Here is a 24,553-nt window from a genome sequence, read left to right as displayed (position 1 = left end):
TGCGCTCAGCCCCTTCCACGCTTGCGGCCGCCGCGGCGCGCTGCGGGCACGGTGCGGCGGACGACGACCTTGCGGCCACCGCGGCTCCGGCCCTCGGGCGCCTCCTTCCGCCCCAGCGCCCGCCTCACGCCGTAGCCGAAGGCCGCGACCTTGACGAGCGGGCCGCCGAAGGCGGTCGAGACGGTGGAGGAGAGCGCGGAGGCGTTGGAGGTGACCTCCTGGACGTCCGTCGCGATGGCGTCGACGCGGTCGAGCTGGGTCTGCGCGGAACGGACGGTCGCCGATGCCTCTCCCAGGAGGGGGACCGCCTGTTCCGTCACGCCTGTCACCAGCTTGGTCGCCGCCTTGAGCGTCTGCGCGAGCCTCACCAGCACAACGGCGAGGAACGACACCAGAATCGCCCAGAAGACGGCCACGAGGAGGCCGGCCACTTCTCCACCGGACACGCTGCACCGCTTCCCTTGATGGTCATGGGGGTCGGCCGCCGCTCGCCGGGGGCCGACCGCGGCGGCGTACGAGGTATCGACCTTATCGCGCCGGGCCGCTCGCTCCGTACCGCATTAGGGGGCGGCGCCCGGGAACGCCGCAGCCCGCCGTGCCCTGCCGGAGGGAACCGGCGTCGGGCAGGCGGGCTGGCGGGGCTGAGCCGAAGCGGGCGGTCAGCGGGCGTAGTACTCGACGACCAGCTGCTCGTCGCAGATCACCGGGATCTCCTTGCGGTTGGGGTCCCGGTCCAGGCGGAAGGCGAGCGCCTGCAGGTTGACCTGGAGGTAGCGGGGGGTCTCCCCCTCGCCCGCGTAGCCACCCTCACGGGCGACCTGGAAGGGGTACTTGTCGCGGCTGCGCTCGCGGACCATCACCACGTCGTCGGGACGGACGCGGAAGGACGGCTTGTCGACCTTCCGGTCGTTGACCGCGATGTGGCCGTGCACCACCATCTGGCGGGCCTGGTAGATCGTGCGGGCCAGGCCGGAGCGCAGCACGAGCGCGTCCAACCGCCGCTCGAGCTCGACGACCAGGGCCTCGCCCGTCTTCTGGCCGGTCTTACGGGCGCGCTCGTAGGCGCGGCGCATCTGGCTCTCGCTGATGTCGTACTGCGCGCGCAGGCGCTGCTTCTCCAGCAGACGGACCTTGTAGTCACTGTTCTGCTTACGGCCCCGGCCGTGCTCCCCGGGCGGGTACGGGCGCTGTTCGAAGTACTTGACGGCCTTCGGGGTCAGCGCGACGCCCAGGGCACGCGACTTCTTGACCTTGGGACGCGACTGGTTCACGTTGAACGGACCTCCGTGTAAGTTAGGTGAGCCTTACCTTAGCTGAGGAGCACGTATGTTTCGACCTGGGATTTCCCTGCCTGGCACCGACGCCGAGGAGGAACAGCCGCGTCCCGTGGAAGACGACCGGCGGCCCACCGCCGCCGAACGTGTACGAACCCTCGCGCAATCCAGCGTATCCGCCCTGCTGACCATTCCCGGGGCCGAGCCCGACCTGCGGGAACCGGGCTCAGGCGTACCCGAGGCCCGCACCGTGACCCCCGACGGAGACGTCCTGTTGCTGGTCCCCGCGGACTCGCTGGAAGCGCGCGTGAGTTCCTACGCGCACGACGACGACCTCGCCGCGGTGATGGAGATCACGGATGTGGCGCCGGTCTCCGTACCGCACCGGGTGCGGGGCCGCGCCTGGGTCGCCGGCTGGCTCACCCCCGTACGCGGTGACGACCGCGCCGCCTGCGCCCGGCTGCTCGCCGAGGCCGCCCCCTCGGCGCCCGTCGCCGGAACCTCCCGGCGGATGCTGCGGCTGGAGGTCGGCGAGGCCTACGTCGACGACCTGTGGGGCGAGGAGCCCGTGGAACCCGACGACTTCGCCGCCGCCCTTCCCGACCCGCTCGCCACCCACGAGGCGGAGCTGCTGCAGCACCTGGCCGCCGCGCACCAGGAGCAGGTGCGCGGGCTGTGTGCCTGCCAGGGCTGGGAGCGAGCCGTTCCACTGGCGCTCGACCGCTTCGGGTTCCGCGTACGCGGATGGAGCGGTACGGGACCGTGCGTGGACGCCCGCTTCGACTTCGCGGAGCCCGTCAGCACGGTGGCTGAGCTCCGGCATGCGATGCACACCTTGTTCGCCGCGGGCGGTTAGCGGAACGGACGCAGGTCAGTCCGCCTCGCCGCGCAGGCGGGCCCGCACGCGGTCGGCGATGTCCGCGTACCGCGCCTCCGCCCCATAGCGGGTGGGCTCGTAATAGCGGCGCCCATGCACCGCGTCCGGCGCGTACTGCTGGGCGGCGATCCCCCCGGGAAGGTCGTGCGGGTACTGATACCCCTGCCCGTGCCCCAGCTTCTGGGACCCCTTGTAGTGGCTGTCCCGCAGGTGCGGCGGAACGGGCCCGGCGAGCCCGGCCCGTACGTCCGCCAGCGCCGCGTCGATGGCGAGGTACGCCGCGTTCGACTTGGGCGCCAGCGCGAGCGCGACCGTCGCCTGGCCGAGGGTGATCCGCGCTTCGGGAAAGCCGATCATGGCGACGGCCTGCGCTGCGGCCACAGCGGTCTGCAGCGCGGTCGGATCGGCGAGTCCGATGTCCTCGCTGGCGGAGATCATCAGGCGCCGCGCGATGAACCTCGGGTCCTCACCGGCCTCGATCATCCGCGCCAGGTAGTGCAGCGCGGCATCCACATCCGAGCCCCGGATGGACTTGATCAGCGCGCTGGCCACGTCGTAGTGCTGGTCTCCGGCACGGTCGTACTTCACGGCCGCGCGGTCGACGGCCTCCTCGACGGTGGCCAGCGAGATGGCGCTCTCGCCCTTGGCGAGCGCCGCCCCGGCGCCCGCCTCCAGCGCCGTCAGCGCGCGCCGCGCGTCACCGCCCGCGATCCGCAGCAGATGGTCCTCGGAGTCCTCGGGCAGCGTCACCTCTGCGGCGAGGCCGCGCTCGTCGGCCACCGCGCGGCGCAGCAGACCGCGGATGTCGTCGTCGGTCAGCGGCTCCAGCGTCAGCAGCAGGGAGCGGGAGAGCAGCGGCGAGATCACCGAGAAGTACGGGTTCTCGGTGGTGGCCGCGATCAGCGTGACCCAGCGGTTCTCCACGGCGGGCAGCAGGGAGTCCTGCTGGGCCTTGCTGAAGCGGTGGATCTCGTCGAGGAAGAGGACGGTGTCCTTGCCGTAGGCGCCGGAGGCGCGGCGGGCGCCGTCGATGACACTGCGCACCTCCTTGACCCCGGCGGTGATGGCCGACAGTTCGACGAACCGCTTGTCGGTGGCCTTGCTGACGACGTACGCGAGGGTCGTCTTGCCGGTGCCGGGCGGTCCCCACAGCATCACCGAGGACGTTCCGGCCGGGCCGCCGCCGCCCTCCCCCACCAGACGGCGCAGCGGCGAGCCGGGGCGCAGCAGATGCTGCTGCCCCACCACCTCGTCCAGGGTGCGCGGCCGCATCCGGACGGCCAGCGGGCTGGCGGACGGGTCCTTGGCCTGGCGGTCCTCTGCTGCTGCGGTGAAAAGATCGGGCTCCACACCGGAAACCCTAAGTCAGGGCGCTGACAACCGCGCCGCCCGCGGCCCGCGACTCAGCTGGTCCAGAAGTCCCACCAGCGGGTCAGGATCAGAATGCCGATCACCCCGATGTGCAGCACCGGGATCACCCACGGGAACTCGTCGGCGAAGCCGCGCACGGCGGCCGGGGCGGGCAGGAAGCGGTTGCGGACGTTGTGCGCTGTGACGTACCAGAACATGATGATCGTCGCGACCCAGGCCAGCGAGCACCACAGGCACAGGTTCCCGATGGTGTACAGCGACTCGTACTGGAGCCAGGTCACGAAGCCGACGCCGAACAGGCAGCCCGCGTTGAAGGTGAGCCAATACCAGCGCGGGAAGGTCGCGCGGGTGAGCAGGGTGACCCCGACACAGATCACGATGCCGTAGGCCACCAGCCCGATCATCGGGTTGGGCACACCGAAGGCCGAGGCCTGGTCGCTCTGCATGATGTTGCCGCAGGAGACGACCGGGTTGATGCTGCACGCCGGCTTGAAGTTCTTGTCCTCCAGGAGCTTGAACTTGTCCAGCGTGATGACCCAGGCCGCGAGCAGTCCGGCGGCACCGGTGACGATGAGCATCCAGGCGAAGCCCCTGCTCGCGCCGACGGCACCCCCCTTCGGTCCGTCCACGCCCATGTGCGCCTCGTCAGGGGGTGCCGTCGTCGTCATAGCCTGTCTCGTCCCGTCATCTGGTCCATGGCCGGTACCGGGGCACATTCTGCCCCAACCGGCCGCGCGGTCACCGCAGCTTGGCCCGCACTTCGGCCACCACGCGATCGAGTGCGAGGGCCGTCTGCTCGCCGCTGGCGAGGTCCTTGAGCTGGGCCACGCCCTCGGCCAGATCCCGCTCCCCGAGCAGCAGCGCGAACCGGGCGCCGGAGCGATTGGCCGACTTCATGGCGTTCTTCATGCCCTTGCCGCCGTACGCCATGTCCGCCGCGACGCCTTCCCGGCGCAACGCGGTGACCAGGCGGAACAGCCGCCGGCGCGCCTCGTCGCCGATCGGTACGGCGAACAGCTCGGTGGGCGGCGCCAGTTCGAGTCCGACCCCCTCGGCCTCCAGCGCCAGCACCGTGCGGTCCACGCCCAGCGCCCAGCCGACGGACGGCAGCGCGGGACCGCCGATCATCTCGGAGAGGCCGTCGTACCGGCCGCCGCCGCCGATGGCCGACTGCGAGCCCAGGCCGTCGTGGACGAACTCGAAAGTGGTACGCGTGTAGTAGTCCAGGCCGCGCACCAGCCGCGGGTCGTCCTCGAAGGGCACGCCCGCCTCGGTGAGCAGCGCGCGCACCTCCTCGTGGAAGGCCTTGCACTCCTCGCACAGGTGGTCGCGCATCATCGGAGCGCCGGTCAACTGCCGCTGGACGCTCTCGCGTTTGTCGTCCAGGACGCGCAGCGGGTTGATCTCGATCCTGGCCCGGGTGTCCTCGTCCAGGTCGAGCCCGCGCAGGAAGTCCTGGAGCGCGGCCCGGTAGACGGGGCGGCAGGTGCGGTCGCCCAGCGAGTTGAGCAGCAGCCGGAAGCCGGTCAGCCCCAGCGAGCGGTAGGCGTCGTACGCCAGGATGATCAGCTCGGCGTCCAGCGTCGGGTCCTCGGTGCCCAGCGCCTCGGCTCCCACCTGCGAGAAGTGCCGGTAGCGGCCCTTCTGGGGGCGCTCGTAGCGGTAGTACGAACCCGAATACCACAGCTTCACCGGGAGGTTGCCCGCCTTGTGGAGGTTGGCCTCCAGCGCGGCGCGCAGCACCGAGGCGGTGCCCTCGGGGCGCAGGGCCAGCTCGTCGCCGCCCTTGGTGGTGAGGGTGTACATCTCCTTGGTCACGATGTCGGTGGACTCACCGACACCGCGCGCGAACAGCTCGACGCTCTCGAATCCGGGGGTCTCCACATAGCCGTAGCCGGACCTGCGCAGCGGCGCGGCGATCGCCTCGCGCACGGCGAGATACGTCGCGGAGTCGGGCGGCAGCAGATCGTAGGTGCCCTTGGGGGCCTTGAAGGTGCTCACGTGGCTTCTCGTCACATTCCTCGTCGCGGGGTGGCGGCGGCGTCCGTGCCCCCGCCTCCCGGGCCGTGCTCCGCCACCTGTCGCAGAAAGGGATTGGTGGCACGCTCGCGGCCGATGGTCGTCTGGTGCATGTGCCCGGGCAGGACCACGGTCTCGTCCTCCAGCGGAAGGCACACACGCGCCAGGGACCGGAGGATCTCGTCCGGGTCGCCGCCGGGCAGATCGGTGCGTCCGATGGAGCCGGGGAACAGCAGGTCGCCCGAGAACAGCACGGGCGGCACATCCGCCTGTTCGGGCATCCTGAAGGTCACCGACCCCTTGGTATGGCCCGGCGCGTGCGCGACGGTCAGCTCCAGCCCTGCCAGGTTCAGCACGGCGCCGTCGGACAGCTCCTGGACGTCGTCCGGCTCGCCCACCGTCAGCTCGCCCATCAGCGGCTGCCCGATGGTCATTCCCAGCGCCTTCTCCGGGTCGCTCATCATGTAGCGGTCGTCCGGGTGGATCCAGGCGGGCACGTCGTGCGAGCCGCAGACCGGGACGACGGAGGCGACGTGATCGAGGTGCCCGTGGGTGAGGACCACCGCGACCGGCTTCAGCCGGTGCTTGGCGACGACCTCCTCGACACCCTGCGCGGCCTGGTGGCCCGGATCGATGATCACGCACTCCTCGCCGGCGGCGGGGGCGACCAGATAACAGTTGGTCCCCCAGGCCCCGGCGGGGAACCCGGCAACGAGCACGATCGTCCTTCATTCGTCCGACAGCGGGGTCGGCGACACGGCCGAGCAGGCCCGTCGCCGGTCAGGCAGCTGCCAGCCTACCGGCGCGGGTCCGCGCGCGGCGAACCCGTAACGGGCGGGGCGAGCCCGTGAGGGTCGCGTATACGGTACGTGAGGCCCGCAGGTGCGACGCCTTGAAGACGCCTCGCCAGACGCCTCGAAGGAGACGAGACCGTGGTCAGCAGTGAGCAGCGCAGAAAGCAGCTCGCCCGGCAGAAGTACGAGCGGCAGCTCAAGCGGCGGGAAGCGGCCCGCCGCAGGGCCCGCATACGCAATATCTCCATCGCCCTCGGCCTGGTGATCGTCCTGGCCGCCGGAGGGGCCTACGCCGCCTCAGGCGGGCTCAACGGCGACAAGAAGGACGACGCCGAAGGCGCGGCCGAGAAGCCCTCGGCGCCTCCCACCAGCAAGGCCCCGGACCCCTGCGACAAGCCCGCCAAGGGAAGGCCGACGGGCAAGAAGTGGAAGAAGGAGCCGGCCATGAAGGTGGACAAGTCGGCCTCCTACACCATGGAGCTGAGCACCACCTGCGGTGAGATCGACATCGCCATGGACGCCGCCAAGGCGCCGCACACCGTCAACTCCTTCCACTTCCTGGCAGGCGAGAAGTACTTCGACCACACGGCCTGCCACCGCATGACCGGCCCGCCCCAGCAGCTCTACGTGTTGCAGTGCGGCGACCCGACCGGCACCGGCAGCGGCGACCCCGGCTACGAGCTGCCCGACGAGAACCTCAAGGGCGCCGAGTACCCGGCCGGTACCGTGGCGATGGCCAACAGCGGCCCCGACACCGGCGGCAGCCAGTTCTTCCTCGTCTACAAGGACAGTCAGCTCCCGCCCAAGTACACGCCGTTCGGCAAGGTCTCGGCGTCGGGTATGAAGGTGCTGAAGAAGATCGCCAAGGCCGGGCTGACCCCGATGCAGGCCCAGGGCGACGGGCGGCCCAACGCCACCGTGGTGATCGACAAGGCTACGGTCCGTAAGTCCTGACCGGGCCCGGCCGCCGCCGCGCGCGGTACCGTTCGCCGAACCGCTCCCGACCGGCAATTCGCCGCTCGCCGGATGCGGACAGCGCGGGCGCCGGTCGCCTATGTTGGCTGTGACGAGATACGTGGACGATGCCGGGGGGCCGCAGCCCCCAGGCATCTTGTGGAGGAGGCGCTGTGAGCAGCGACCCGTGGGGCCGCGTCGACGACGCGGGGACTGTGTACGTGCGTACGGCGGACGGCGAGAAGGTCGCCGGCTCGTGGCAGGCCGGCTCGCCTGACGAAGCCCTCGCCTACTTCAAGCGCAAGTACGACGGTCTGGTCGTGGAGATCGACCTGCTTGAGCGCCGGGTGAAGACCACCGACCTGTCGGCCAAGGACGCCACAGCGGCGATCGACCACCTGCGCGAGCAGATCGACGCGCACAACGCGGTGGGCGACCTGGACGCGCTGCGCGGCCGGCTCGACGGCCTCACCGAGGTCGTCGAGAAGCGCCGCGAGGAGCGCAGGGCCCGCAAGGCCCAGCAGGCCGAGGAAGCCCGCCGCGCCAAGGAGGAGCTGGTCGCCGAGGCCGAGGAGCTGGCCCGGAGCGAGCAGTGGCGGGCCGCGGGCGAGCGGCTGCGGGCCCTGGTCGACACCTGGAAGGGCCTGCCGAGGCTGGACCGCAAGAGCGACGACGAGCTGTGGCACCGCTTCTCGCACGCCCGCTCCGCGTTCTCCAAGCGCCGCAAGGCCCATTTCGCGCAGCTGGACGCACAGCGCGAAGAGGCACGGCAGCGCAAGGAGAAGCTGGTCGCGGAGGCCGAGGCGCTCTCCGGCTCGCGGGACTGGGGCCCCACAGCGGCCAAGTACCGCGAGCTGATGCAGGAGTGGAAGGCCGCGGGCCGGGCGCAGCGCGAGCACGAGGACGACCTGTGGGCCCGGTTCCGGGGCGCCCAGGACGTCTTCTTCCAGGCCCGCAGCGAGGTCTTCGCCGAGCGCGACAGCGAACAGCGGGAGAACCTCGCCCGCAAGGAGGAGCTGGCCGCCGAGGCGGAGAAGCTGCTGCCGATCACCGATCTGAAGACCGCACGGAGCGCTTTCCGTGCGATCAACGAGCGCTGGGACGCCATCGGCCATGTGCCGCGTGACGCCCGGCCGAAGATCGAGGGCCGGATGCACGCCGTCGAGCGGGCCATCCAGGACGCCGAGGAGGCCGAGTGGCGCCGCACCAACCCCGAGGCGCGGGCCCGCGCCACCGGGCTGGCCGGTCAGCTCCAGGACGCGGTCGACAAGCTGAAGGCCCAGATCGAGCAGGCCCGCTCCGCCGGGAACGAGGCCAAGGCCGCCAAGCTCGAGCAGGAGCTGGCCGGCCGCCAGGCCCTCCTGGACCAGGCCCTCAAGGGCCTCCAGGAGTTCCAGGGCTGACCGCGCGCCCCTGGCGGGGCCGCCCCTCCTCTCAGGAGGGGCGCCGCGCCGAGGTGACGCGGTAGACGTCGTAGACGCCCTCCACGCCACGTACTGCCTTCAGTACGTGGCCGAGGTGCTTGGGGTCGCCCATCTCGAAGGTGAAGCGGGAGATGGCGACCCGGTCGCGGGAGGTCTGCACGGCGGCCGAGAGGATGTTGACGTGCTGGTCGGACAGGACCCGGGTGACGTCCGACAGCAGGCGGGAGCGGTCCAGGGCCTCGACCTGGATGGCGACCAGGAAGACGGAGGACTGGGTGGGCGCCCACTCGACCTCCAGGATCCGCTCGGGTTCCCGGGTGAGGGAGTCCACGTTGACGCAGTCGGCGCGGTGCACCGAGACACCGTTGCCGCGGGTGACGAACCCGATGATCGGATCGCCGGGAACCGGCGTACAGCAGCGGGCGAGCTTGACCCACACGTCCGAGCCCGCGCCCTTGACGACGACCCCGGGGTCCGCGCTGGAGCGGCGCCGCGCGCTGCGGGCCGGCATGGGGGGCGCGGTCTCGGCGATGTCCTCCTTGGCCTCGTCCTCACCGCCGAGCGCCTGCACCAGCTTCTGGCAGACGTTCTGCGCTGAGACATGGCCCTCGCCGATCGCCGCGTAGAGCGCGGAGATGTCCGGATAGCGCATCTCGTGGGCGAGGGTGACCAGCGAGTCACCGGTGAGGATGCGCTGGATGGGCAGGTTCTGCTTGCGCATGGCCCGCGCTATGGCGTCCTTGCCCTGTTCGATGGCCTCGTCGCGGCGCTCCTTGGTGAACCAGGCGCGGATCTTGTTGCGGGCGCGCGGTGACTTGACGAAGCCCAGCCAGTCACGGGAGGGCCCGGCGCCGGACGCCTTGGAGGTGAAGACCTCGACCGTATCGCCGTTGTCGAGGGTGGACTCCAGCGGCACCAGGCGGCCGTTGACCCGCGCTCCGATGGTGCGGTGCCCGACCTCGGTGTGGACGGCGTAGGCGAAGTCCACGGGGGTGGCGCCCGCCGGGAGCGCTATGACGTCGCCCTTGGGGGTGAAGACGAAAGTCTCGTTGCGGGAGAGGTCGAAGCGCAGGGACTCCAGGAACTCGCCGGGGTCCTCGGTCTCCTTCTGCCAGTCGAGCAGCTGCCGCAGCCACGACATGTCGTTGATCGTCTCATCGCCGGCCCCGCCCTTGCCCGTGCTCTTGGGCACGTCGGTGCGCACCTTGGAGGCCCCGGCGACGGCCTGCTGCTTGTACTTCCAGTGCGCCGCGATGCCGTACTCGGCGCGGCGGTGCATGTCGAAGGTGCGGATCTGCAGTTCGACCGGCTTGCCGCCGGGCCCGATGACCGTCGTGTGCAGCGACTGGTACATGTTGAACTTGGGCATCGCGATGTAGTCCTTGAACCGCCCGGGAACCGGGTTCCAGCGGGCGTGGACGGTGCCCAGCGCCGCGTAGCAGTCACGGACGGTGTCCACCAGGACGCGGATGCCCACCAGGTCGTAGATCTCCGCGAAGTCCCGGCCGCGGACGATCATCTTCTGGTAGACGCTGTAGTAGTGCTTGGGCCGCCCGGTGACGGTGGCCTTGATACGGGCGGCGCGCAGATCGGCCTGGACCTCGTCGGTGACCAGGGCCAGGTACTCGTCGCGCTTGGGCGCCCGCTCGGCGACCAGCCGCACGATCTCGTCGTACATCTTGGGGTAGAGGATCGCGAAGGCGAGGTCCTCCAGCTCCCATTTGATGGTGTTCATGCCCAGCCGGTGGGCCAGCGGCGCGAAGATCTCCAGCGTCTCGCGGGCCTTCTGCTCCTGCTTGGACCGCTTCAGGTAGCGCATGGTGCGCATGTTGTGCAGCCGGTCGGCGAGCTTGATGACCAGGACGCGGGGGTCCTTGGCCATGGCGACGACCATCTTGCGCACCGTCTCGGCCTGCGCGGCCTCGCCGAACTTGACCTTGTCCAGCTTGGTGACGCCGTCGACGAGGAGGGCGACCTGGTCGCCGAAGTCGCGGCGCAGGGTGTCGAGGCCGTACTCGGTGTCCTCGACGGTGTCGTGCAGCAGCCCTGCCATCAGCGTCGCCGGGTCCATGCCGAGCTCGGCGAGGATGGTGGTGACGGCGAGTGGATGGGTGATGTACGGGTCGCCGCTCTTGCGCTTCTGGCCGCGGTGCCAGCGCTCGGCGACCTGGTAGGCGCGCTCGATCTGGCGGAGCGTGGAGGACTCGATCTTGGGGTCGTTGCTGCGGACTATCCGCAGCAGCGGCTCCAGAACGGGGTTGAACGGGCTGGAGCGCTGCACCCCGAGGCGTGCCAGGCGGGCGCGTACGCGGTTGGAGGAGCCGGAGCGGCCCGATACCCCGGAGACGGCCCGGGCGGGCGCCACACGGTCGCGTGCGCCGTTCTCGGTGCCCTTTCCGCTCCGGTCGGAGCCCTTGCCGCCACGGCCCGGAGAGCTGTGCGCGGTGCCGGACTGCTTGCCGCCCGTCTGCGCTGAGCCGTCGGCGGAACGGGAACGCACGGTGCCCTCGCCCTTGGCGGGCAGCCCGCCGTCGGCCGCGGCGCCGGACCGGCGCCGGGCCGCCTCGCCGGCGGCCTCCGCTTCCTGGCGCTGAGCGGCGGTGAGCTGCTGGGCCTCTTCTGGCAAGAGCACTCCTCGGTGGACCCCAGGTCGGACTGCCATGGTAGCCACCCGCGCGGCGCCGGGCCCGCCCGCAGGGGAGCGGGGACGGCGAAGGCGGCCACCCCTCATCGCGTGAACGTATCGGGTGGCCGCCTTATGCCGACGGCTGTCTCAGACGGTGACCAGGGCGTCGAGCGGGGCACCCGCCAGGGCACGCTCCACCCGCTCCCGCCCCGCGAGGAAGCCGAGCTCCAGCAGTATCGCCACGCCCGCGACCTCCGCGCCGGTGCGCCGGATCAGTTGGACGGACGCCTCGGCGGTGCCGCCGGTGGCCAGGACGTCGTCGACCACCAGCACCCGGTCGCCCTCGGCCAGACCGGCGGAGTGCACCTCGATCTGGGCGCTGCCGTACTCCAGGTCGTAGGCCTGGGAGAGCGTGGTGCCGGGGAGCTTGCCGGACTTGCGTACGGGCACGAAGCCGACGCCCGCACGCACGGCGGCGGGGGCGCCGAGGATGAACCCGCGCGCCTCCAGACCGACGATCTTCGTGGCCCCGTGCCGCTCAGCGAGCCCGGCGAGCACGTCCGTGAGGACGGAGAACGCCTTGGCGTCGGCGAGCAGCGGGGTGATGTCCTTGAACATCACCCCGGGCTTGGGGTAGTCGGGCACGTCGTGGATCAGATCGGTCAGCAGGGTCCGCACATCGGCGGGGACCAGCGGCGCCGCTGAGGATTCCATCGCGCTCACCGGCTCACCTGCGCTTTCCGGACGGCCTGCCGCGACCCCGGCCCCGGGAGGGCGGCTGACGGCGCTGTCCTCCGACTCCGGCGCCGGCGGCCGCCGGGCCGCCGTTGTCCACGGCCACGGCGGGGCGTACGCCGCCGTCGTCAGCCGGCGGCTCGTCGTTCGGTTCCGCACTCTCGTCGTCCGCCTCGTGCGCCTCGCGCTGGGCGGCCTTCAGACGCTTGGTGCGCACCCGCTTGGCGAGGGACTTCATCTCGGGCTGGCGCTCCTTGAGGTCGGCGACCAGCGGGGTGGCGATGAAGATCGAGGAGTACGCGCCGGCGGCGAGGCCGACGAACAGGGACAGCGCGATGTCGTTGAGCATGCCGCCGCCGAGCATCCCGCCACCGATGAACAGCAGGCCCGCGACCGGGAGCAGCGCGACGACGGTGGTGTTGATGGAGCGGACCAGCGTGGCGTTGATGCTGCGGTTGGCGATCTCGCTGTAGGTGAACTTGGTCTGCTTGGTGACGTTCTTGCTGCCCTCTCTCAGACCGTCGAAGACGACGACCGTGTCGTAGAGCGAGTAGCCGAGGATCGTCAGCAGTCCGATCACCGTGCCTGGTGTGACCTCGAAGCCGACGAGGGAGTAGACACCGACGGTGATGGTGATGTCGTGGATCAGCGCGACGAGCGCTGCCAGCGCCATACGCCACTCGAAGGCGATGGCGAGATAGATCACCACCAGGATCATGAAGATCCCGAGCCCCTGCCACGCCTTGTTGGCGATCTGCTCACCCCAGCTGGGTCCGACCAGCTGTGCGTCGATCTTCTCCGGGTTCACATGGAGCTCTTCGGCCAGCTTCTCCTTGACCTTGGTGGAGGTCTTGGTGTCGACGCTGGCGATCTGCACCCGCATACCGCCGTCGCCCAGCTGCTGGACGATGGCCGTGTGCCCGGAGATCTTCTCCGCCGAGTGCGTGGTCTGCTCCACGGAGGAGCTGGTCCTGGGCGTGGTGAAGACGGCACCGCCCTCGAACTCGATGCCCATGTTGAGGCCGCGGACGACGACACCGACGATGGCCGTGATGGTGATCAGGATCGAGAGGCCGTACCAGAGCTTGCGGTGCCCGACGAAGTCGTAGCCGACCTCACCGCGGTACAGCCGGGCGCCGAGACTGCCGAGACGGGACACCTCAGACCTCCTTCGGGTCGGTGCTGACGGTGCGGCGACGGCGCCGCAGGGGTGGCCTGGCTCCGAGCCGCTTGGGGTCGAGACCGGACCAGGGGTGCCCATCGGCGAAGAACTTCCTGCGGGCGAGCAACGTCATGATCGGCTTGGTGAAGAAGAAGACCACGACGACGTCGAGCGCGGTGGTGAGGCCCAGGGTGAAGGCGAAGCCCTGCACCTTGCCGACCGAGACGATGAACAGCACCGCCGCGGCCAGGAACGAGACGAAGTCGGAGACGAGGATGGTGCGCCGGGCGCGCGGCCAGGCCCGCTCGACCGCCGGCCGCAGCGTACGGCCCTCGCGGACCTCGTCTCTGATGCGTTCGAAGTAGACGATGAACGAGTCGGCCGTGATGCCGATGGCGACGATGGCGCCACAGACCGCCGGCAGGTTGAGCGCGAAGCCGATCGCCGGGCCCAGCAAGGTCATGATCATGTAAGTCATGGCCGCGGAGACGATCAGACTCACGATGGCGATCAGCGCGAGGCCGCGGTAGTAGGCCACGAGGTAGACGACGACCAGGGCGAGACCGATGGCGCCCGCGATGAGCCCCGCTTGCAGCTGGTCGCTGCCCAGCGCCGCGGTGACCGTGGTGACGTCCGACTCCTCGAAGGAGAGCGGCAGCGCACCGTAGGAGAGGATGTTGCCCAGTTCCTCGGCGGACTCCTGGGTGAAGCTGCCGGAGATCTCCGCGTTGTTCGTCAGCTTCTGGTTGACGGTCGGCGCCGACTGCACCTGGCCGTCCAGCACGATGGCGAACTGGTTCTGCGGCTGGGGCTTCTTCATCAGCTTGCCGGTGATGTCACCGAACTGGTCGGAGCCCTTGTCGTTGAACGACATCTGGACGATCCACTGACCGCGCTGCTGGTCGAAGACCGCCTTGGCCTTGCTGACGTTCTTGCCCCGCACGGAGACCGGGCCGAGCGCGTACTTGACCGGGTCGTGCGCGTCACAGGCGACGACCGGCTCGGAGCCCTTGGTGCCAGCGGCCTTCTCGCTGGCCTTGGCCCGGGCTTCCTCGGTGCTGCAGTCCAGCGCGCTCAGCTTCTTGGCGAGCGCCGCCGAGACACCGGGGGCCTGCGGCTGCTGGGGCGGGGTCGTCGGCTTCGGGCTCTCCTTCTTGCCGCCGGACTCGCTGGGGTCAGGGCTGGGGCTCTTGTCCGCGGTGGCCTTCAGACCCTCGGTGACGGCGCGGCCCTGGCCGCCGGCCGAGGGGGAGGCCGAGGACGAGGCCGAGGGCGACGAGGAGGGGTTCGCCTTCTCGTCCTGCTTGCCCTTGTCCTGCTCTCCGCTCTTGTCCTGCTTGTCGGAGCCGGACTGCTTGGCCGAGCCGGACTTGGAGGGCTTGGGCTGCTGGGGCTTCTGGGCCTGCGCCAGGGTCAGCACCGGACGGAAAGCGAGCTGCGCCGTGGTGCCCACCTGTTCGCGCGCCTGCTTGGAGTTGGTGCCCTTGGGGATGTTGACGATGATGTGCCGGTCACCCTGGGTCTGGACCTCGGCCTCCTGCACACCAAGACCGTTGACGCGCCGCTCGATGATGCCGACGGCGGTGTTCATATTGGTCTTGTTGATCGCGTTGGGCTTGCCCGGCTGGTTCTTCGCCTCCAGCGTGATGCTGGTGCCGCCCGCCAGATCGATGCCCAGCCGGGGCGTCATATCGGTCGTACCGGCCGAGGCGAACATCCCCACGACCAGCCCGGCGATGATCACCAGAATCAGCCCTAGGGCGCGCCATGGACTCCCCTTGGCGCCGGAGGCCCTGCGACCCCTCTTCGGTGCTGCCACCTTCTCGTCTCTCCCTGTCCAACCGCCCGTGCCGCCCCCGCGAGTTCGGCCGGGCGCGGCACAGCGGCGCGCGAAGTGGTCTGTGGACGTGCTACGCCGCCGGACCCGGTCCTGCTCCCCCAGTCCGGCGGCGCTGACCTTACTTGGAGTCGGCGTCCTCGTCCCGCTTGCCGTCCTTTGCCTGGACGGTGTCGGACTCGTCCGCTTCGGCCTTCGGCTCGTCGGACGCCGCGGCGTGCTCCTCGCCGTCCTTGTCCTCGGCGGCGTCGGAGGCGTCGTCGGCGTCCTTCTTGGCCAGGTCGAGCTTCGCCTCGGAGGAAGTGTCCTCCTGGGTCAGCGAAGAGGCGTCATCGGGAACCACCGTGTCGACATCGAACTCTTCGCCCTCGGGGCCGTTCGTGATGCGGTCGAACTCCTCATCGGAGAGCACGGCGCCGATGGCGTTCTTGGCGAAGAGCGCGTGCGTGCCCGGCTCGATCTCCACAAGGACGCTGTCCTCGCGGATCTCCTTGACGACGGCGTACATGCCCCCGATGGTGCGGATGCCCGTGCCAGGCTGCATCTGGTCACGCATCTGCATGGCCTGACGCTGCTTCTTCTTGGCGGAGCGAGTCATCAGGAACATGGCCCCGATGATCACAATGAACGGGAGCAGAGCAATAGGATCCACGGCGGAAGATATTCCTTCGCATGGCCGCGTCTCAGCGGCCTGGGTATTCGGGGTGGGCAAGCCTCCGCAAAGGGAGGGCGTCGGCGGAGTCTAAGCGAGCCTTCGCCGATGGAACAACGTCAAGCATGGCACCGAGGTTCCCGGCCCGACGAGTCCCCGCGCCGTCACGCTCCGAACAGGCCTGGTTGCCCCGGCCCTCCGGCGGCCGGCCGCGAGGACTGCTGAGGCGGGGTGAGACCCATATGAGTCCAGGCGGCGGGTGTGGCCACGCGACCACGGGGAGTGCGGGCGAGCAGCCCCTCACGTACGAGGAACGGCTCGGCCACTTCCTCCACTGTCTCACGCTCCTCGCCAACCGCGACGGCAAGCGTGGAGAGGCCCACTGGACCGCCGCCGAACAGCTTGAGCAGCGAACCGAGCACCGCGCGGTCGAGCCGGTCGAGACCGCGCCCGTCCACCTCGTAGACCTCCAGCGCGGCCGCCGCCACCTCGCGGGTGATGACGCCGTCCGCCTTGACCTGTGCGTAGTCCCTCACCCTGCGCAACAGCCGGTTGGCGATACGCGGCGTGCCCCGGGAGCGCCCGGCGATCTCGACCGCGCCCTCCGCGTCCGTGTGCACCTCCAGCAGCTCCGCTGACCGGCGTACGACCTGCTCCAGCTCCTCGGGCTCGTAGAACTCCATGTGGGCCGTGAACCCGAAGCGGTCCCGCAGCGGCGGCGGCAGCAGTCCCGCCCGGGTGGTGGCGCCCACCAGCGTGAAGGGCGGCAGCTCCAGCGGAATGGCCGTGGCGCCCGGCCCCTTGCCGACGATCACATCGACGCGGAAGTCCTCCATGGCCATGTAGAGCATCTCCTCGGCCGGGCGGGACATCCGGTGGATCTCGTCCAGGAAGAGCACCTCGCCCTCCTGGAGCGAGGAGAGGATCGCGGCGAGGTCGCCGGCGTGCTGGATGGCGGGGCCCGAGGTGATGCGGATGGGCGCGTTCATCTCCGCCGCGATGATCATCGACAGCGTCGTCTTGCCCAGCCCCGGAGCGCCGGACAGCAGCACATGGTCGGCGGTGCCGCCGCGGGCCCGCGCGGCGCGCAGCACCAGGTCGAGCTGCTCGCGGACCTTGGGCTGGCCGATGAACTCCCCCAACTGCTTGGGGCGCAGCGCGGCTTCGACGGCCTGCTCTTCGCTGTCGACCTCGGCGCCGACGAGCCTTTCCTCCGGACTCACGGCGTCACCTGGCCCGGTTCAGCGACTGGAGGGCGGCCTTGAGCAGCGCGCCGACCTGGGGCTCACCGCCGTCCGCGACCACGGCCTCCGCCTGCGGGGCCACCGCCACGACGGCGTCCTCCGCCTCCTTGGCTGCGTATCCCAGACCGACCAGGGCCGCGTGGAGCTGCTCCTGCCAGCCCGGCGCTGCGGCTGCCGCGGCCCCCCGCGACGCCGGGACCGTGCCGAGCGGCTTGCCCAGCCGGTCCTTGAGTTCCAGCAGCAACTTCTGCGCGCCCTTCTTGCCGATGCCCGGCACGGCCGTCAGCGCCTTCTCGTCGCCGCCGGCGACGGCGCGCCGCAGTGCGTCGGGACTGTGCACAGCCAGCATCGCCTGGGCCAGCCGCGGACCCACCCCGCTGGCGGTCTGCAGCAGTTCGAAGGTCTGCCGCTCGTCGTCGTCGGCGAAGCCGTAGAGGGTCAGCGAGTCCTCGCGGACGACCAACGAGGTGGCGAGCCTTGCCGGTTCGCCCATGCGCAGCTGACCGAGCGTGCCGGGCGTGCACTGCACGGCCATGCCCACCCCGCCGACCTCGATCACGGCGGAGTCGGGACCGAGCGCGGCGACGGAGCCCGAGACGGAGGCGATCATCGAACAGTGCCCTTCCTGCGGTGCTGCGGATGGTGCGCGCGGGACGCGGGGTCGGCCTGCCGCGCCGCGACGGCCTGTTGGAGCCGGTTCTGCGCCGGGCCGCGCCAGATGTGGCAGACGGCGAGTGCCAGCGCGTCCGCCGCGTCGGCGGGCTTCGGCGTGGCGGACAGCCCCAGCAGGCGCGTCACCATCGCGCCGACCTGCGCCTTCTCGGCCCGCCCCGAACCGGTGACGGCGGCCTTGACCTCGCTGGGGGTGTGCAGCGCGACGGGGAGTCCACGCCGGGCCGCGCACAGCATGGCCACGGCGCTGGCCTGCGCTGTACCCATGACGGTGCGGACGTTGTGCTGGCTGAACACCCGCTCCACCGCGACGGCTTCGGGCCGGTGCTCGTCCAGCCACTCCTCCAGCCCGCGCTCGATCAGCACCAGCCGCTCGGGGACGTCCGCCTCGGCGGGGGTACGGATGACGCCGACGCCGGCCATGGTGAGCCGGCGCCCTGCGACTCCTTCGACCACGCCGATGCCGCAGCGGGTCAGCCCCGGGTCGACCCCCAGCACGCGCAATGCCATCCCTCTCTGCGGCCGTTTCCTGTGTTCCCGCCGCAGGCTACCGGCAACCTCTGACAGAACCGGGCACCCCGCAAGGGGCGCTGCGCTTGCCCACCCTGCTCCCCCAACCTTCGGCCGGGAGGTACCCCCAGGGCGCAGACTGCCCAGGCTTCGCGGGTGGCAACGTCAGGGGCGCGGGGAACTGCGCGCGCAACCCCCAACGTGCCCGCAGGCTGCGGGATCGAGCAAGGGGCAGCCCCTCATCAGCACAAAGCGAGGGACCTACGCGTCGACCTTGGCCATCACATCATCCGGCACATCGAAGTTGGCGAAAACGTTCTGGACGTCATCACTGTCGTCCAGCGCGTCGATCAGCTTGAAGATCTTCCGCGCACCCTCCTCGTCCAGCTCCACCTGCATGCTGGGGACGAAGCTGGCCTCGGCCGAGTCGTAGTCGATCCCGGCGTCGACGAGTGCGGTACGCACATCGACCAGATCGGTGGCCTCGCTGATCACCTCGAAGTTCTCGCCGAGGTCGTTGACCTCTTCCACACCGGCCTCCAGCACGGCGGCGAGGATGTCGTCCTCGGTCCGGCCGTTCTTCGGGACGATGACGACGCCCTTGCGGTTGAACAGGTAGGAGACCGAGCCCGGGTCGGCCATCGAGCCACCGTTGCGGGTCATGGCGACCCGCACGTCGGAGGCCGCGCGGTTGCGGTTGTCGGTGAGGCACTCGATCAGCACGGCGACACCGTTGGGGCCGTAGCCCTCGTACAGGATCGTCTCGTAGTCGGCACCGCCGGCCTCCAGGCCGGCGCCACGCTTGACCGCGCTGTCGATGTTCTTGTTGGGAACCGACTGCTTCTTCGCCTTCTGAATGGCGTCGTAGAGGGTCGGGTTGCCCTCCGGGTCGGCACCGCCCATCCGGGCCGCGACCTCGATGTTCTTGATCAGCTTCGCGAAGAGCTTGCCGCGCTTGGCATCGATCACGGCCTTCTTGTGCTTGGTGGTAGCCCACTTAGAGTGGCCGGACACAGCCTCGCTCCTTCACAGTCCCAACTTCTTCTCGACGCGGAGATCCTACCGCCAGCAACTCACTGTGCTGACCGCACCATCTCCGTGAACAGCGCGTGCACCCGCTGGTCGCCGGTCAGCTCCGGGTGGAAGGCGGTGGCCAGCAGCTGACCCTGGCGGACCGCCACCGGGTGGCCGTCGTAGGAGGCGAGCGTCTCGGCCGCCGCGCCGGTCGACTCGACCCAGGGGGCGCGGATGAAGACGCCCTCCACCGGGCCTCCGGGGACGGCGGGCATGTCGAGGGCCGCCTCGAACGACTCGTTCTGACGTCCGAACGCGTTGCGGCGGACGATCATGTCGATGCCGCCGATGGTCTCCTGCCCGGAGCGTGGGTCGAGAATCTTGTCGGCGAGCATGATCATGCCGGCGCACGATCCGTAGGCGGGCATCCCCTGGGACACCCTCTCGCGGAGCCGGTCCATCAGACCGAATGTGACGGCGAGCTTGCTGATCGTGGTCGATTCGCCGCCGGGGATGACGAGGCCGTGGACCGCGTCGAGCTCCTCGAGACGCCTGACCTGTACGGGCTCGGCTCCCGAGGCACTGAGAGCTGCGAGGTGTTCGCGGACGTCGCCCTGGAGGGCGAGCACGCCGATGGTGGGCACAGACACTGTGCGGGTCCTTCGTTGTCGCGGTGCGCTACGCGGGGTGGTGGTGCGGTGGTGGGCGGGCACACCGTGCTCGTGCCCGCCCACCGGCAGTCAGCCCTTACCAACCGCGGCTTGCGTAGCGCTCCGTCTCCGGGAGGGTGTCGCAGTTGATGCCGACCATGGCCTCACCGAGACCACGGGAGGCGTCGGCGATGATCTTGGGGTCGTCGTAGAAGGTGGTGGCCTTCACGATGGCCGCGGCGCGCTTGGCCGGGTCGCCCGACTTGAAGATGCCGGAGCCGACGAAGACGCCCTCGGCGCCGAGCTGGCGCATCAGCGCCGCGTCCGCCGGGGTGGCCACGCCGCCCGCCGAGAAGAGGACGACCGGCAGCTTGCCCGCCACCGAGACCTCCTTGACCAGCTCGTACGGCGCACGCAGTTCCTTGGCCGCCGCGTAGAGCTCGTTGTCGTCCAGGACGGTCAGCTTGCCGATCTCGTTCTTGATCTGGCGCATGTGCCGGACGGCCTCGACGACGTTGCCGGTGCCCGCCTCGCCCTTGGAGCGGATCATGGCAGCGCCCTCGGCGATCCGGCGGAGGGCCTCGCCCAGGTTGGTGGCGCCGCAGACGAAGGGAGTGGTGAAGGCGAACTTGTCGCTGTGGTTGACCTCGTCGGCCGGGGTGAGGACCTCGGACTCGTCGATGTAGTCGACACCGAGCGCCTGGAGGACCTGGGCCTCCACGAGGTGGCCGATGCGGGACTTGGCCATCACCGGGATCGAGACGGCCTCGATGATGCCCTCGATCATGTCGGGGTCCGACATCCTGGCCACGCCGCCGTCCTTGCGGATGTCGGCGGGCACACGCTCCAGCGCCATGACGGCGACGGCGCCGGAGTCCTCGGCGATCTTCGCCTGCTCCGGCGTGACGACGTCCATGATCACGCCGCCCTTGAGCTGCTCGGCCATGCCCCGCTTGACCCGGGCCGTGCCGGTCTCGGGGCGCTGCTGCGCGGCGGACGCCGCGGTGGACTCAGTGGCGGTGGACGGAGTTGACACGTTCGACCTCGCTGCAGGGGTGGTGTTCGACAGGACTTCTCAGGTCCTCGGCCACCCTCCTCGAACAGGCTTGCCCGCGAAAAGGGCCAATCGCGGGGATGTGGCCTGCATGGCGCCTGCCACTTTCCCCGGAAGGGGCCGGGTCAGCCTTCGGCGGAGTGCCCGCGCACGGTCAGTACCGGCGGTGGCTCGTCGTCCATCTCGAAGGCCAGCGGCGAGGCGGCGTGCCCGGCCAGCCGGAACCAGCGGACCGTACGGTGCCGGCGCAGCGCCCTCGCCGCCCGTACGGCGTCGTTGTGGAACCGCCGCGCCATCGGCACCCTGCGCACCGCGGCGCTCAGCTCGGCGGCCGTCTCGTGCCCGCCGGGGGCCTCCCGCACCGCCTCCAGCTGGGCGCTCTCGGCGAAGACGGCCCGCAGCGCCTGGCTCAGCTCGCTCTCGGCGACCTCGCGCTGCTCCTCCTCGGCCTGCCGTGCGCCGTGCGCCGCCTGGTAGAGCACCATCGAGGCCGCGGGGTCGAGGACACCGGCCGTGGCGAGCTCCTGCGCGATGGAGGCGCGGCGCAGCAAGGTGGCGTCCAGCGCCGCCTTCGCCGCGTCGATCCGCGCGTGCAGCCGGTCCAGGCGTCCGGCTGTCCAGCTCAGGTAGACGCCGACGAGCAGCAGCGCGACGACGATCCAGATGAGAGTGGTGAGGGTCGGCATCTCGGGTTCCGGGTCCTAGGGCTCAGTCCCTGGCGAGGCCGAACCGGGCCCACAGCCCGGTGCGCTCGTCGGGCGCTACGGAGGCGGCACCGTCCGTGACGGTTTCATAGACAGCGAGGATGTCCGCGCCGACGGTGGACCAGTCGAACCGCCGCACGTGCCGGGTGCCGCGTTCCCGCAGGTCGGCACGGTGTGCGGAGTCGGCCAGCAGGCGTACGGCAGCGGCGGCCAGCGCGTCGGCCTCCCCCACGGGGAACAACTCGCCCGCCGCTCCCCCGTCGAGCACCTGCTCGAAGGCGTCCAGGTCGCTGGCGAGCACCGGGGCACCGGCGGACATGGCCTCCACCAGGATGATCCCGAAGGACTCGCCGCCCGTGTTGGGCGCCACGTACAGATCCACGCTGCGCAGCAGCCGGGCCTTGTCCTCGTCGCTGATCATGCCGAGGAACTCGACGCTTTCCCGCATGGCGGGCGGAAGCTGGGCCACCGCCTCCTGTTCGTCCCCCCGTCCGGCGACCAGCAGCCGGGTGCCGGGGGCCGCCTCCAGGATGGCGGGCAGCGCCTTCATCAGCACAGGCAGGCCCTTGCGGGGCTCGTCGATCCGGCCGATGAAGCCGATGGTGTGCCGGTCGGGACCGCCCTGCCACTCGGGTTCGGGTTCGGCGTCGGCGAAGAAGCCCACATCGACGCCGTTGGGGATGGTGACGGCATCGCCGCCCAGGTGTTCGACCAGAGTGCGGCGCGCGTACTCGCTCACCGCGATCCGGGCGCTGATCTTCTCCAGCGCCGGCTGGAGGATCGGGTAGGCCGCGATCATCGCCCTGGAGCGCGGGTTGGAGGTGTGGAACGTGGCGACGATGGGGCCCTGCGCCGCCCAGCACGCCAGCAGCGCCAGCGAGGGCGTGGCCGGCTCGTGGATGTGCAGCACGTCGAAGTCGCCCTCGTGCACCCAGCGGCGCACCCGCGCTGCGGACAGGAAACCGAAGTTCAGCCTGGCCACCGAGCCGTTGTACGGCACGGGCACGGCCCGCCCCGCCGAGACGACGTAGGAGGGCAGCGGAGTCTCGTCGTCCGACGGCGCGAGCACGGACACCTGGTGCCCCAGCCCGATCAGATGCTCGGCCAGGTCGCGGACGTGGAACTGGACACCGCCGGGCACGTCCCACGAGTAGGGACAGACGACACCGATCCTCATCCGCTCCCCCGCTCGCGCGCCTGAGGCGCCTTCCCCCGGCCCTCCGCCGCCTTCCCCGGCGCGGCTTCCAGGTCGGCGAGCCAGAAGCGCTGCAGCATGTGCCAGTCCTGCGGATGCTCGGCGATCCCCGCGGCGAAGGTGTCGGCGAGGGTCTGCGTCATGGCTGCGACCCGCTCCCTGCGCCCCTCGATGTCCGGCACCGGAATCGGCTCGTGGACCCTGGCCTTCATCCGCGGCGGAGCCTCGTACCACAGCGTCACCGGCATCAGCAGCGCGCCGGTCTGCTGGGCCAGCAGTGCGGGCCCTGCGGGCATCCGGGTGGCCTCGCCGAAGAACTTGACCTCGATCCCGCTGGCCGACAGGTCACGGTCGGCTACCAGACAGACCAGTCCGCCCGCGCGCAGCCTGCGCGCCAGCGTGCCGAAGGCGGAGCCGCCGCCGTGCGGCAGCACCTCCATCCCGAGGCTCTCGCGGTAGGCGACGAACCGGTCGTAGAGGCTCTCCGGCTTGAGGCGCTCGGCGACGGTGGTGAAGGGCCTGCTGGTCGCGGTCACCACCCAGGCGCCGGCCAGGTCCCAGTTGCCCATGTGCGGCAGGGCCAGTATGACGCCGCGCCCGGAGGCGAGGCCCTCGGTGAGCCGGTCGGCGTTCTCGACGTCGACGCTGTCGAGGATGTGCCGTTCGCTGTAGGCGGGCAGCCGGAAGGACTCCATCCAGTAGCGCAGGTACGAGCGCATCCCCGCGCGCGAGAGCTGCCGCAGATGGGCCGGGGAGGCGTCGGGCACCACCCGGGCGAGATTGGTCTCCAGGCGCGTGACGCCCTTGCCGCGACGGCGCCACACCGTGTCGGCGAGCCGACGGCCCAGCGCAGCGGCAGCCGGCTCGGGCAGCCGCTTGACTCCGGCCCAGCCCAGCCCGTAGAGCGAGTCGGTGAGCCGGTCCCGCAGCGCGCTCAAGCGGTCCTCCCCTTCTCCTCCGCCTCGCCCGCGGCCTCCGTCCCGCCCGCGGCCCGCTGCCCTTCGTCGGCGGCCTGCCGCTCCTCAGCCTCGGCCACCTCGGCGGCCTCACGGCGTACCGTAACCACCCGCTGGCCGAGGGTGACGGCGCTGCCGACGGCGACCACCCACAGGGCGATCGGCAGCAGTACCCCGATGTGGGGGACGCCGAAGGTGGCCTCGAAGCCTGAGAAGCCCGCGAGCACCAGGGTGATCACCAGTCGCTCGGACCGCTCCACCAGCCCGTTCACATTCACCGGCAGCCCGATGCTCTCGCCGCGCGCCTTGGTGTACGAGACGACCTGTCCGCTGGAGAGGCAGAACAGCGTCACCGCGCACAGCACCAGATCGTCGCCCCGGCCCGCGTACCACATGGCGATCCCGCCGAAGACGGCCGCGTCGGCCACCCGGTCGAGCGTGGAGTCCAGGAAGGCACCCCACCGGCTGGAGCGGCCCAGCTGCCGCGCCATGTTGCCGTCCACCATGTCCGAGAAGACGAACAGCGTGATGACGACGGTGCCCCAGAAGAACTCCCCGATGGGGTAGAAGATCAACGCTCCCGCCGCCACTCCGACGGTGCCGACCAGGGTGACGGCATCGGGGCTCACGCCCCGGCGCAGCAGCAGCGCGGCAAACGGGGTGAGGACACGCGTGAAGAAAGCACGCGCGTACTTGTTCAGCATGACCGTCCCTGGTACGTCGAGGGCGAGCCGGATGACGGTGTGGCCACCGGGTGGCCCATCGTAGTCACGCCGCGGAAGCACACGGTGCACACGGTCGGGTATGCGGCGGCGCACACGGTCGGGCC

24 protein-coding genes are annotated in these 24,553 nt (G+C 70.6%); 3 read left to right on the top strand and 21 right to left on the bottom strand.

All coding sequences use genetic code 11. From position 1 onward, the window contains the following. Positions 1-5: 5 nt before the first annotated feature. A complete protein-coding gene (locus HC362_RS28425; RefSeq protein ID WP_243088861.1) occupies positions 6-431 on the bottom strand; it encodes a DUF948 domain-containing protein in 426 nt (141 codons plus the stop codon). A 228-nt stretch (positions 432-659) separates the two neighbouring features. Then, on the bottom strand, positions 660-1,271 hold the full coding sequence (gene rpsD / locus HC362_RS28420; RefSeq protein ID WP_209267919.1) for a 30S ribosomal protein S4: 612 nt from the start codon (positions 1,269-1,271) through the stop codon (positions 660-662). Between the two features lie 55 nt (positions 1,272-1,326). Between rpsD and HC362_RS28415 the strand changes: the two genes are divergently transcribed. Further along, positions 1,327-2,130: a DUF2470 domain-containing protein gene (locus HC362_RS28415; RefSeq protein WP_243087027.1), complete on the top strand. Its 804-nt coding sequence runs from the start codon at positions 1,327-1,329 to the stop codon at positions 2,128-2,130. Positions 2,131-2,145: 15 nt separating this feature from the next. Here HC362_RS28415 and HC362_RS28410 read toward each other — a convergent pair whose 3' ends face one another. The 4 genes from HC362_RS28410 to HC362_RS28395 form a co-directional block, all read right to left on the bottom strand. Then, complete coding sequence (locus HC362_RS28410; RefSeq protein WP_243087026.1) at positions 2,146-3,501, bottom strand: replication-associated recombination protein A; 1,356 nt, start codon at positions 3,499-3,501, stop codon at positions 2,146-2,148. Positions 3,502-3,554: 53 nt separating this feature from the next. Then, a complete protein-coding gene (locus HC362_RS28405) occupies positions 3,555-4,190 on the bottom strand; it encodes a vitamin K epoxide reductase family protein (RefSeq protein WP_243087025.1) in 636 nt (211 codons plus the stop codon). A 70-nt stretch (positions 4,191-4,260) separates the two neighbouring features. Continuing rightward, complete coding sequence (gene hisS / locus HC362_RS28400) at positions 4,261-5,523, bottom strand: histidine--tRNA ligase (RefSeq protein WP_243087024.1); 1,263 nt, start codon at positions 5,521-5,523, stop codon at positions 4,261-4,263. 11 nt (positions 5,524-5,534) lie between these two features. Continuing rightward, positions 5,535-6,260 (bottom strand): MBL fold metallo-hydrolase, encoded by a 726-nt coding sequence (locus tag HC362_RS28395; RefSeq protein WP_243087023.1) that lies wholly within the window; start codon positions 6,258-6,260, stop codon positions 5,535-5,537. A 213-nt stretch (positions 6,261-6,473) separates the two neighbouring features. Here HC362_RS28395 and HC362_RS28390 point away from each other — a divergent pair, with 213 nt between their 5' ends. Both HC362_RS28390 and HC362_RS28385 read left to right on the top strand, forming a co-directional pair. Beyond that, positions 6,474-7,289 carry a peptidylprolyl isomerase gene (locus tag HC362_RS28390; RefSeq protein ID WP_243087022.1) on the top strand — a complete coding sequence of 272 codons (816 nt, stop codon included), beginning with the start codon at positions 6,474-6,476 and terminating at the stop codon, positions 7,287-7,289. Between the two features lie 173 nt (positions 7,290-7,462). Next, positions 7,463-8,692, top strand: a complete 1,230-nt coding sequence (locus tag HC362_RS28385) for a DUF349 domain-containing protein (protein ID WP_243087021.1) — start codon at positions 7,463-7,465, stop codon at positions 8,690-8,692. 31 nt (positions 8,693-8,723) lie between these two features. On the opposite strand, the gene HC362_RS28380 is transcribed toward HC362_RS28385, so the two are convergent. The 15 genes from HC362_RS28380 to pgsA all read right to left on the bottom strand — a co-directional run bounded on the left by HC362_RS28380 (position 8,724) and on the right by pgsA (position 24,428). Further along, positions 8,724-11,339, bottom strand: a complete 2,616-nt coding sequence (locus tag HC362_RS28380) for a bifunctional (p)ppGpp synthetase/guanosine-3',5'-bis(diphosphate) 3'-pyrophosphohydrolase (RefSeq protein ID WP_243087020.1) — start codon at positions 11,337-11,339, stop codon at positions 8,724-8,726. A 147-nt stretch (positions 11,340-11,486) separates the two neighbouring features. After that, positions 11,487-12,053: an adenine phosphoribosyltransferase gene (locus HC362_RS28375; protein WP_243088860.1), complete on the bottom strand. Its 567-nt coding sequence runs from the start codon at positions 12,051-12,053 to the stop codon at positions 11,487-11,489. Positions 12,054-12,066: 13 nt separating this feature from the next. Beyond that, positions 12,067-13,233 (bottom strand): protein translocase subunit SecF, encoded by a 1,167-nt coding sequence (gene secF, locus HC362_RS28370; protein ID WP_243087019.1) that lies wholly within the window; start codon positions 13,231-13,233, stop codon positions 12,067-12,069. Between the two features lies 1 nt (position 13,234). Further along, positions 13,235-15,055, bottom strand: a complete 1,821-nt coding sequence (gene secD / locus HC362_RS28365) for a protein translocase subunit SecD (protein WP_243087018.1) — start codon at positions 15,053-15,055, stop codon at positions 13,235-13,237. Between the two features lie 139 nt (positions 15,056-15,194). Beyond that, positions 15,195-15,725 carry a preprotein translocase subunit YajC gene (yajC, locus tag HC362_RS28360; protein WP_243087017.1) on the bottom strand — a complete coding sequence of 177 codons (531 nt, stop codon included), beginning with the start codon at positions 15,723-15,725 and terminating at the stop codon, positions 15,195-15,197. Between the two features lie 164 nt (positions 15,726-15,889). After that, the gene (gene ruvB, locus HC362_RS28355) at positions 15,890-16,948 is read right to left on the bottom strand and encodes a Holliday junction branch migration DNA helicase RuvB (protein WP_243087016.1); all 1,059 of its coding nucleotides are present in this window, start codon (positions 16,946-16,948) and stop codon (positions 15,890-15,892) included. A gap of 4 nt (positions 16,949-16,952) precedes the next feature. After that, a complete protein-coding gene (gene ruvA / locus HC362_RS28350; RefSeq protein ID WP_243087015.1) occupies positions 16,953-17,579 on the bottom strand; it encodes a Holliday junction branch migration protein RuvA in 627 nt (208 codons plus the stop codon). After that, a complete protein-coding gene (gene ruvC, locus HC362_RS28345; RefSeq protein ID WP_243088859.1) occupies positions 17,576-18,145 on the bottom strand; it encodes a crossover junction endodeoxyribonuclease RuvC in 570 nt (189 codons plus the stop codon). Before ruvC ends, ruvA begins: the two co-directional genes overlap by 4 nt. Positions 18,146-18,412: 267 nt before the next feature. Continuing rightward, complete coding sequence (locus HC362_RS28340; RefSeq protein WP_209267905.1) at positions 18,413-19,165, bottom strand: YebC/PmpR family DNA-binding transcriptional regulator; 753 nt, start codon at positions 19,163-19,165, stop codon at positions 18,413-18,415. A gap of 59 nt (positions 19,166-19,224) precedes the next feature. Then, the gene (pdxT, locus tag HC362_RS28335) at positions 19,225-19,815 is read right to left on the bottom strand and encodes a pyridoxal 5'-phosphate synthase glutaminase subunit PdxT (protein WP_279240146.1); all 591 of its coding nucleotides are present in this window, start codon (positions 19,813-19,815) and stop codon (positions 19,225-19,227) included. A gap of 97 nt (positions 19,816-19,912) precedes the next feature. After that, positions 19,913-20,851: a pyridoxal 5'-phosphate synthase lyase subunit PdxS gene (gene pdxS / locus HC362_RS28330; RefSeq protein WP_209267904.1), complete on the bottom strand. Its 939-nt coding sequence runs from the start codon at positions 20,849-20,851 to the stop codon at positions 19,913-19,915. A 143-nt stretch (positions 20,852-20,994) separates the two neighbouring features. After that, complete coding sequence (locus HC362_RS28325) at positions 20,995-21,555, bottom strand: hypothetical protein (protein WP_243087014.1); 561 nt, start codon at positions 21,553-21,555, stop codon at positions 20,995-20,997. A 22-nt stretch (positions 21,556-21,577) separates the two neighbouring features. Then, entirely contained in the window at positions 21,578-22,750 is a 1,173-nt protein-coding gene (locus HC362_RS28320; RefSeq protein WP_243087013.1) for a glycosyltransferase family 4 protein, read from the bottom strand. Continuing rightward, a complete protein-coding gene (locus HC362_RS28315) occupies positions 22,747-23,706 on the bottom strand; it encodes a phosphatidylinositol mannoside acyltransferase (protein ID WP_243087012.1) in 960 nt (319 codons plus the stop codon). Before HC362_RS28315 ends, HC362_RS28320 begins: the two co-directional genes overlap by 4 nt. Then, positions 23,703-24,428: a phosphatidylinositol phosphate synthase gene (gene pgsA, locus HC362_RS28310; RefSeq protein WP_243088857.1), complete on the bottom strand. Its 726-nt coding sequence runs from the start codon at positions 24,426-24,428 to the stop codon at positions 23,703-23,705. The genes HC362_RS28315 and pgsA overlap by 4 nt, the downstream gene beginning before the upstream one ends. Positions 24,429-24,553 lie beyond the last annotated feature (125 nt).

Source organism: Streptomyces sp. 891-h (assembly GCF_022760275.1).
GTDB classification, from domain to species: Bacteria; Actinomycetota; Actinomycetes; order Streptomycetales; family Streptomycetaceae; genus Streptomyces; species Streptomyces spirodelae.
Note: the sequence above shows the minus strand (reverse complement) of the source record. Positions and strands in the feature narration are given on the sequence as shown.

Bases quoted from the DNA above. Each gene is read 5' to 3' on its own strand.
- pgsA (WP_243088857.1), bottom strand. From the start codon at position 24,428: ATGCTGAACAAGTACGCGCGTGCTTTCTTCACGCGTGTCCTCACCCCG.
- HC362_RS28375 (WP_243088860.1), bottom strand. From the start codon at position 12,053: ATGGAATCCTCAGCGGCGCCGCTGGTCCCCGCCGATGTGCGGACCCTG.
- ruvA (WP_243087015.1), bottom strand. From the start codon at position 17,579: ATGATCGCCTCCGTCTCGGGCTCCGTCGCCGCGCTCGGTCCCGACTCC.
- HC362_RS28415 (WP_243087027.1), top strand. From the start codon at position 1,327: ATGTTTCGACCTGGGATTTCCCTGCCTGGCACCGACGCCGAGGAGGAA.
- HC362_RS28320 (WP_243087013.1), bottom strand. From the start codon at position 22,750: ATGAGGATCGGTGTCGTCTGTCCCTACTCGTGGGACGTGCCCGGCGGT.
- HC362_RS28405 (WP_243087025.1), bottom strand. From the start codon at position 4,190: ATGACGACGACGGCACCCCCTGACGAGGCGCACATGGGCGTGGACGGA.
- HC362_RS28325 (WP_243087014.1), bottom strand. From the start codon at position 21,555: ATGCCGACCCTCACCACTCTCATCTGGATCGTCGTCGCGCTGCTGCTC.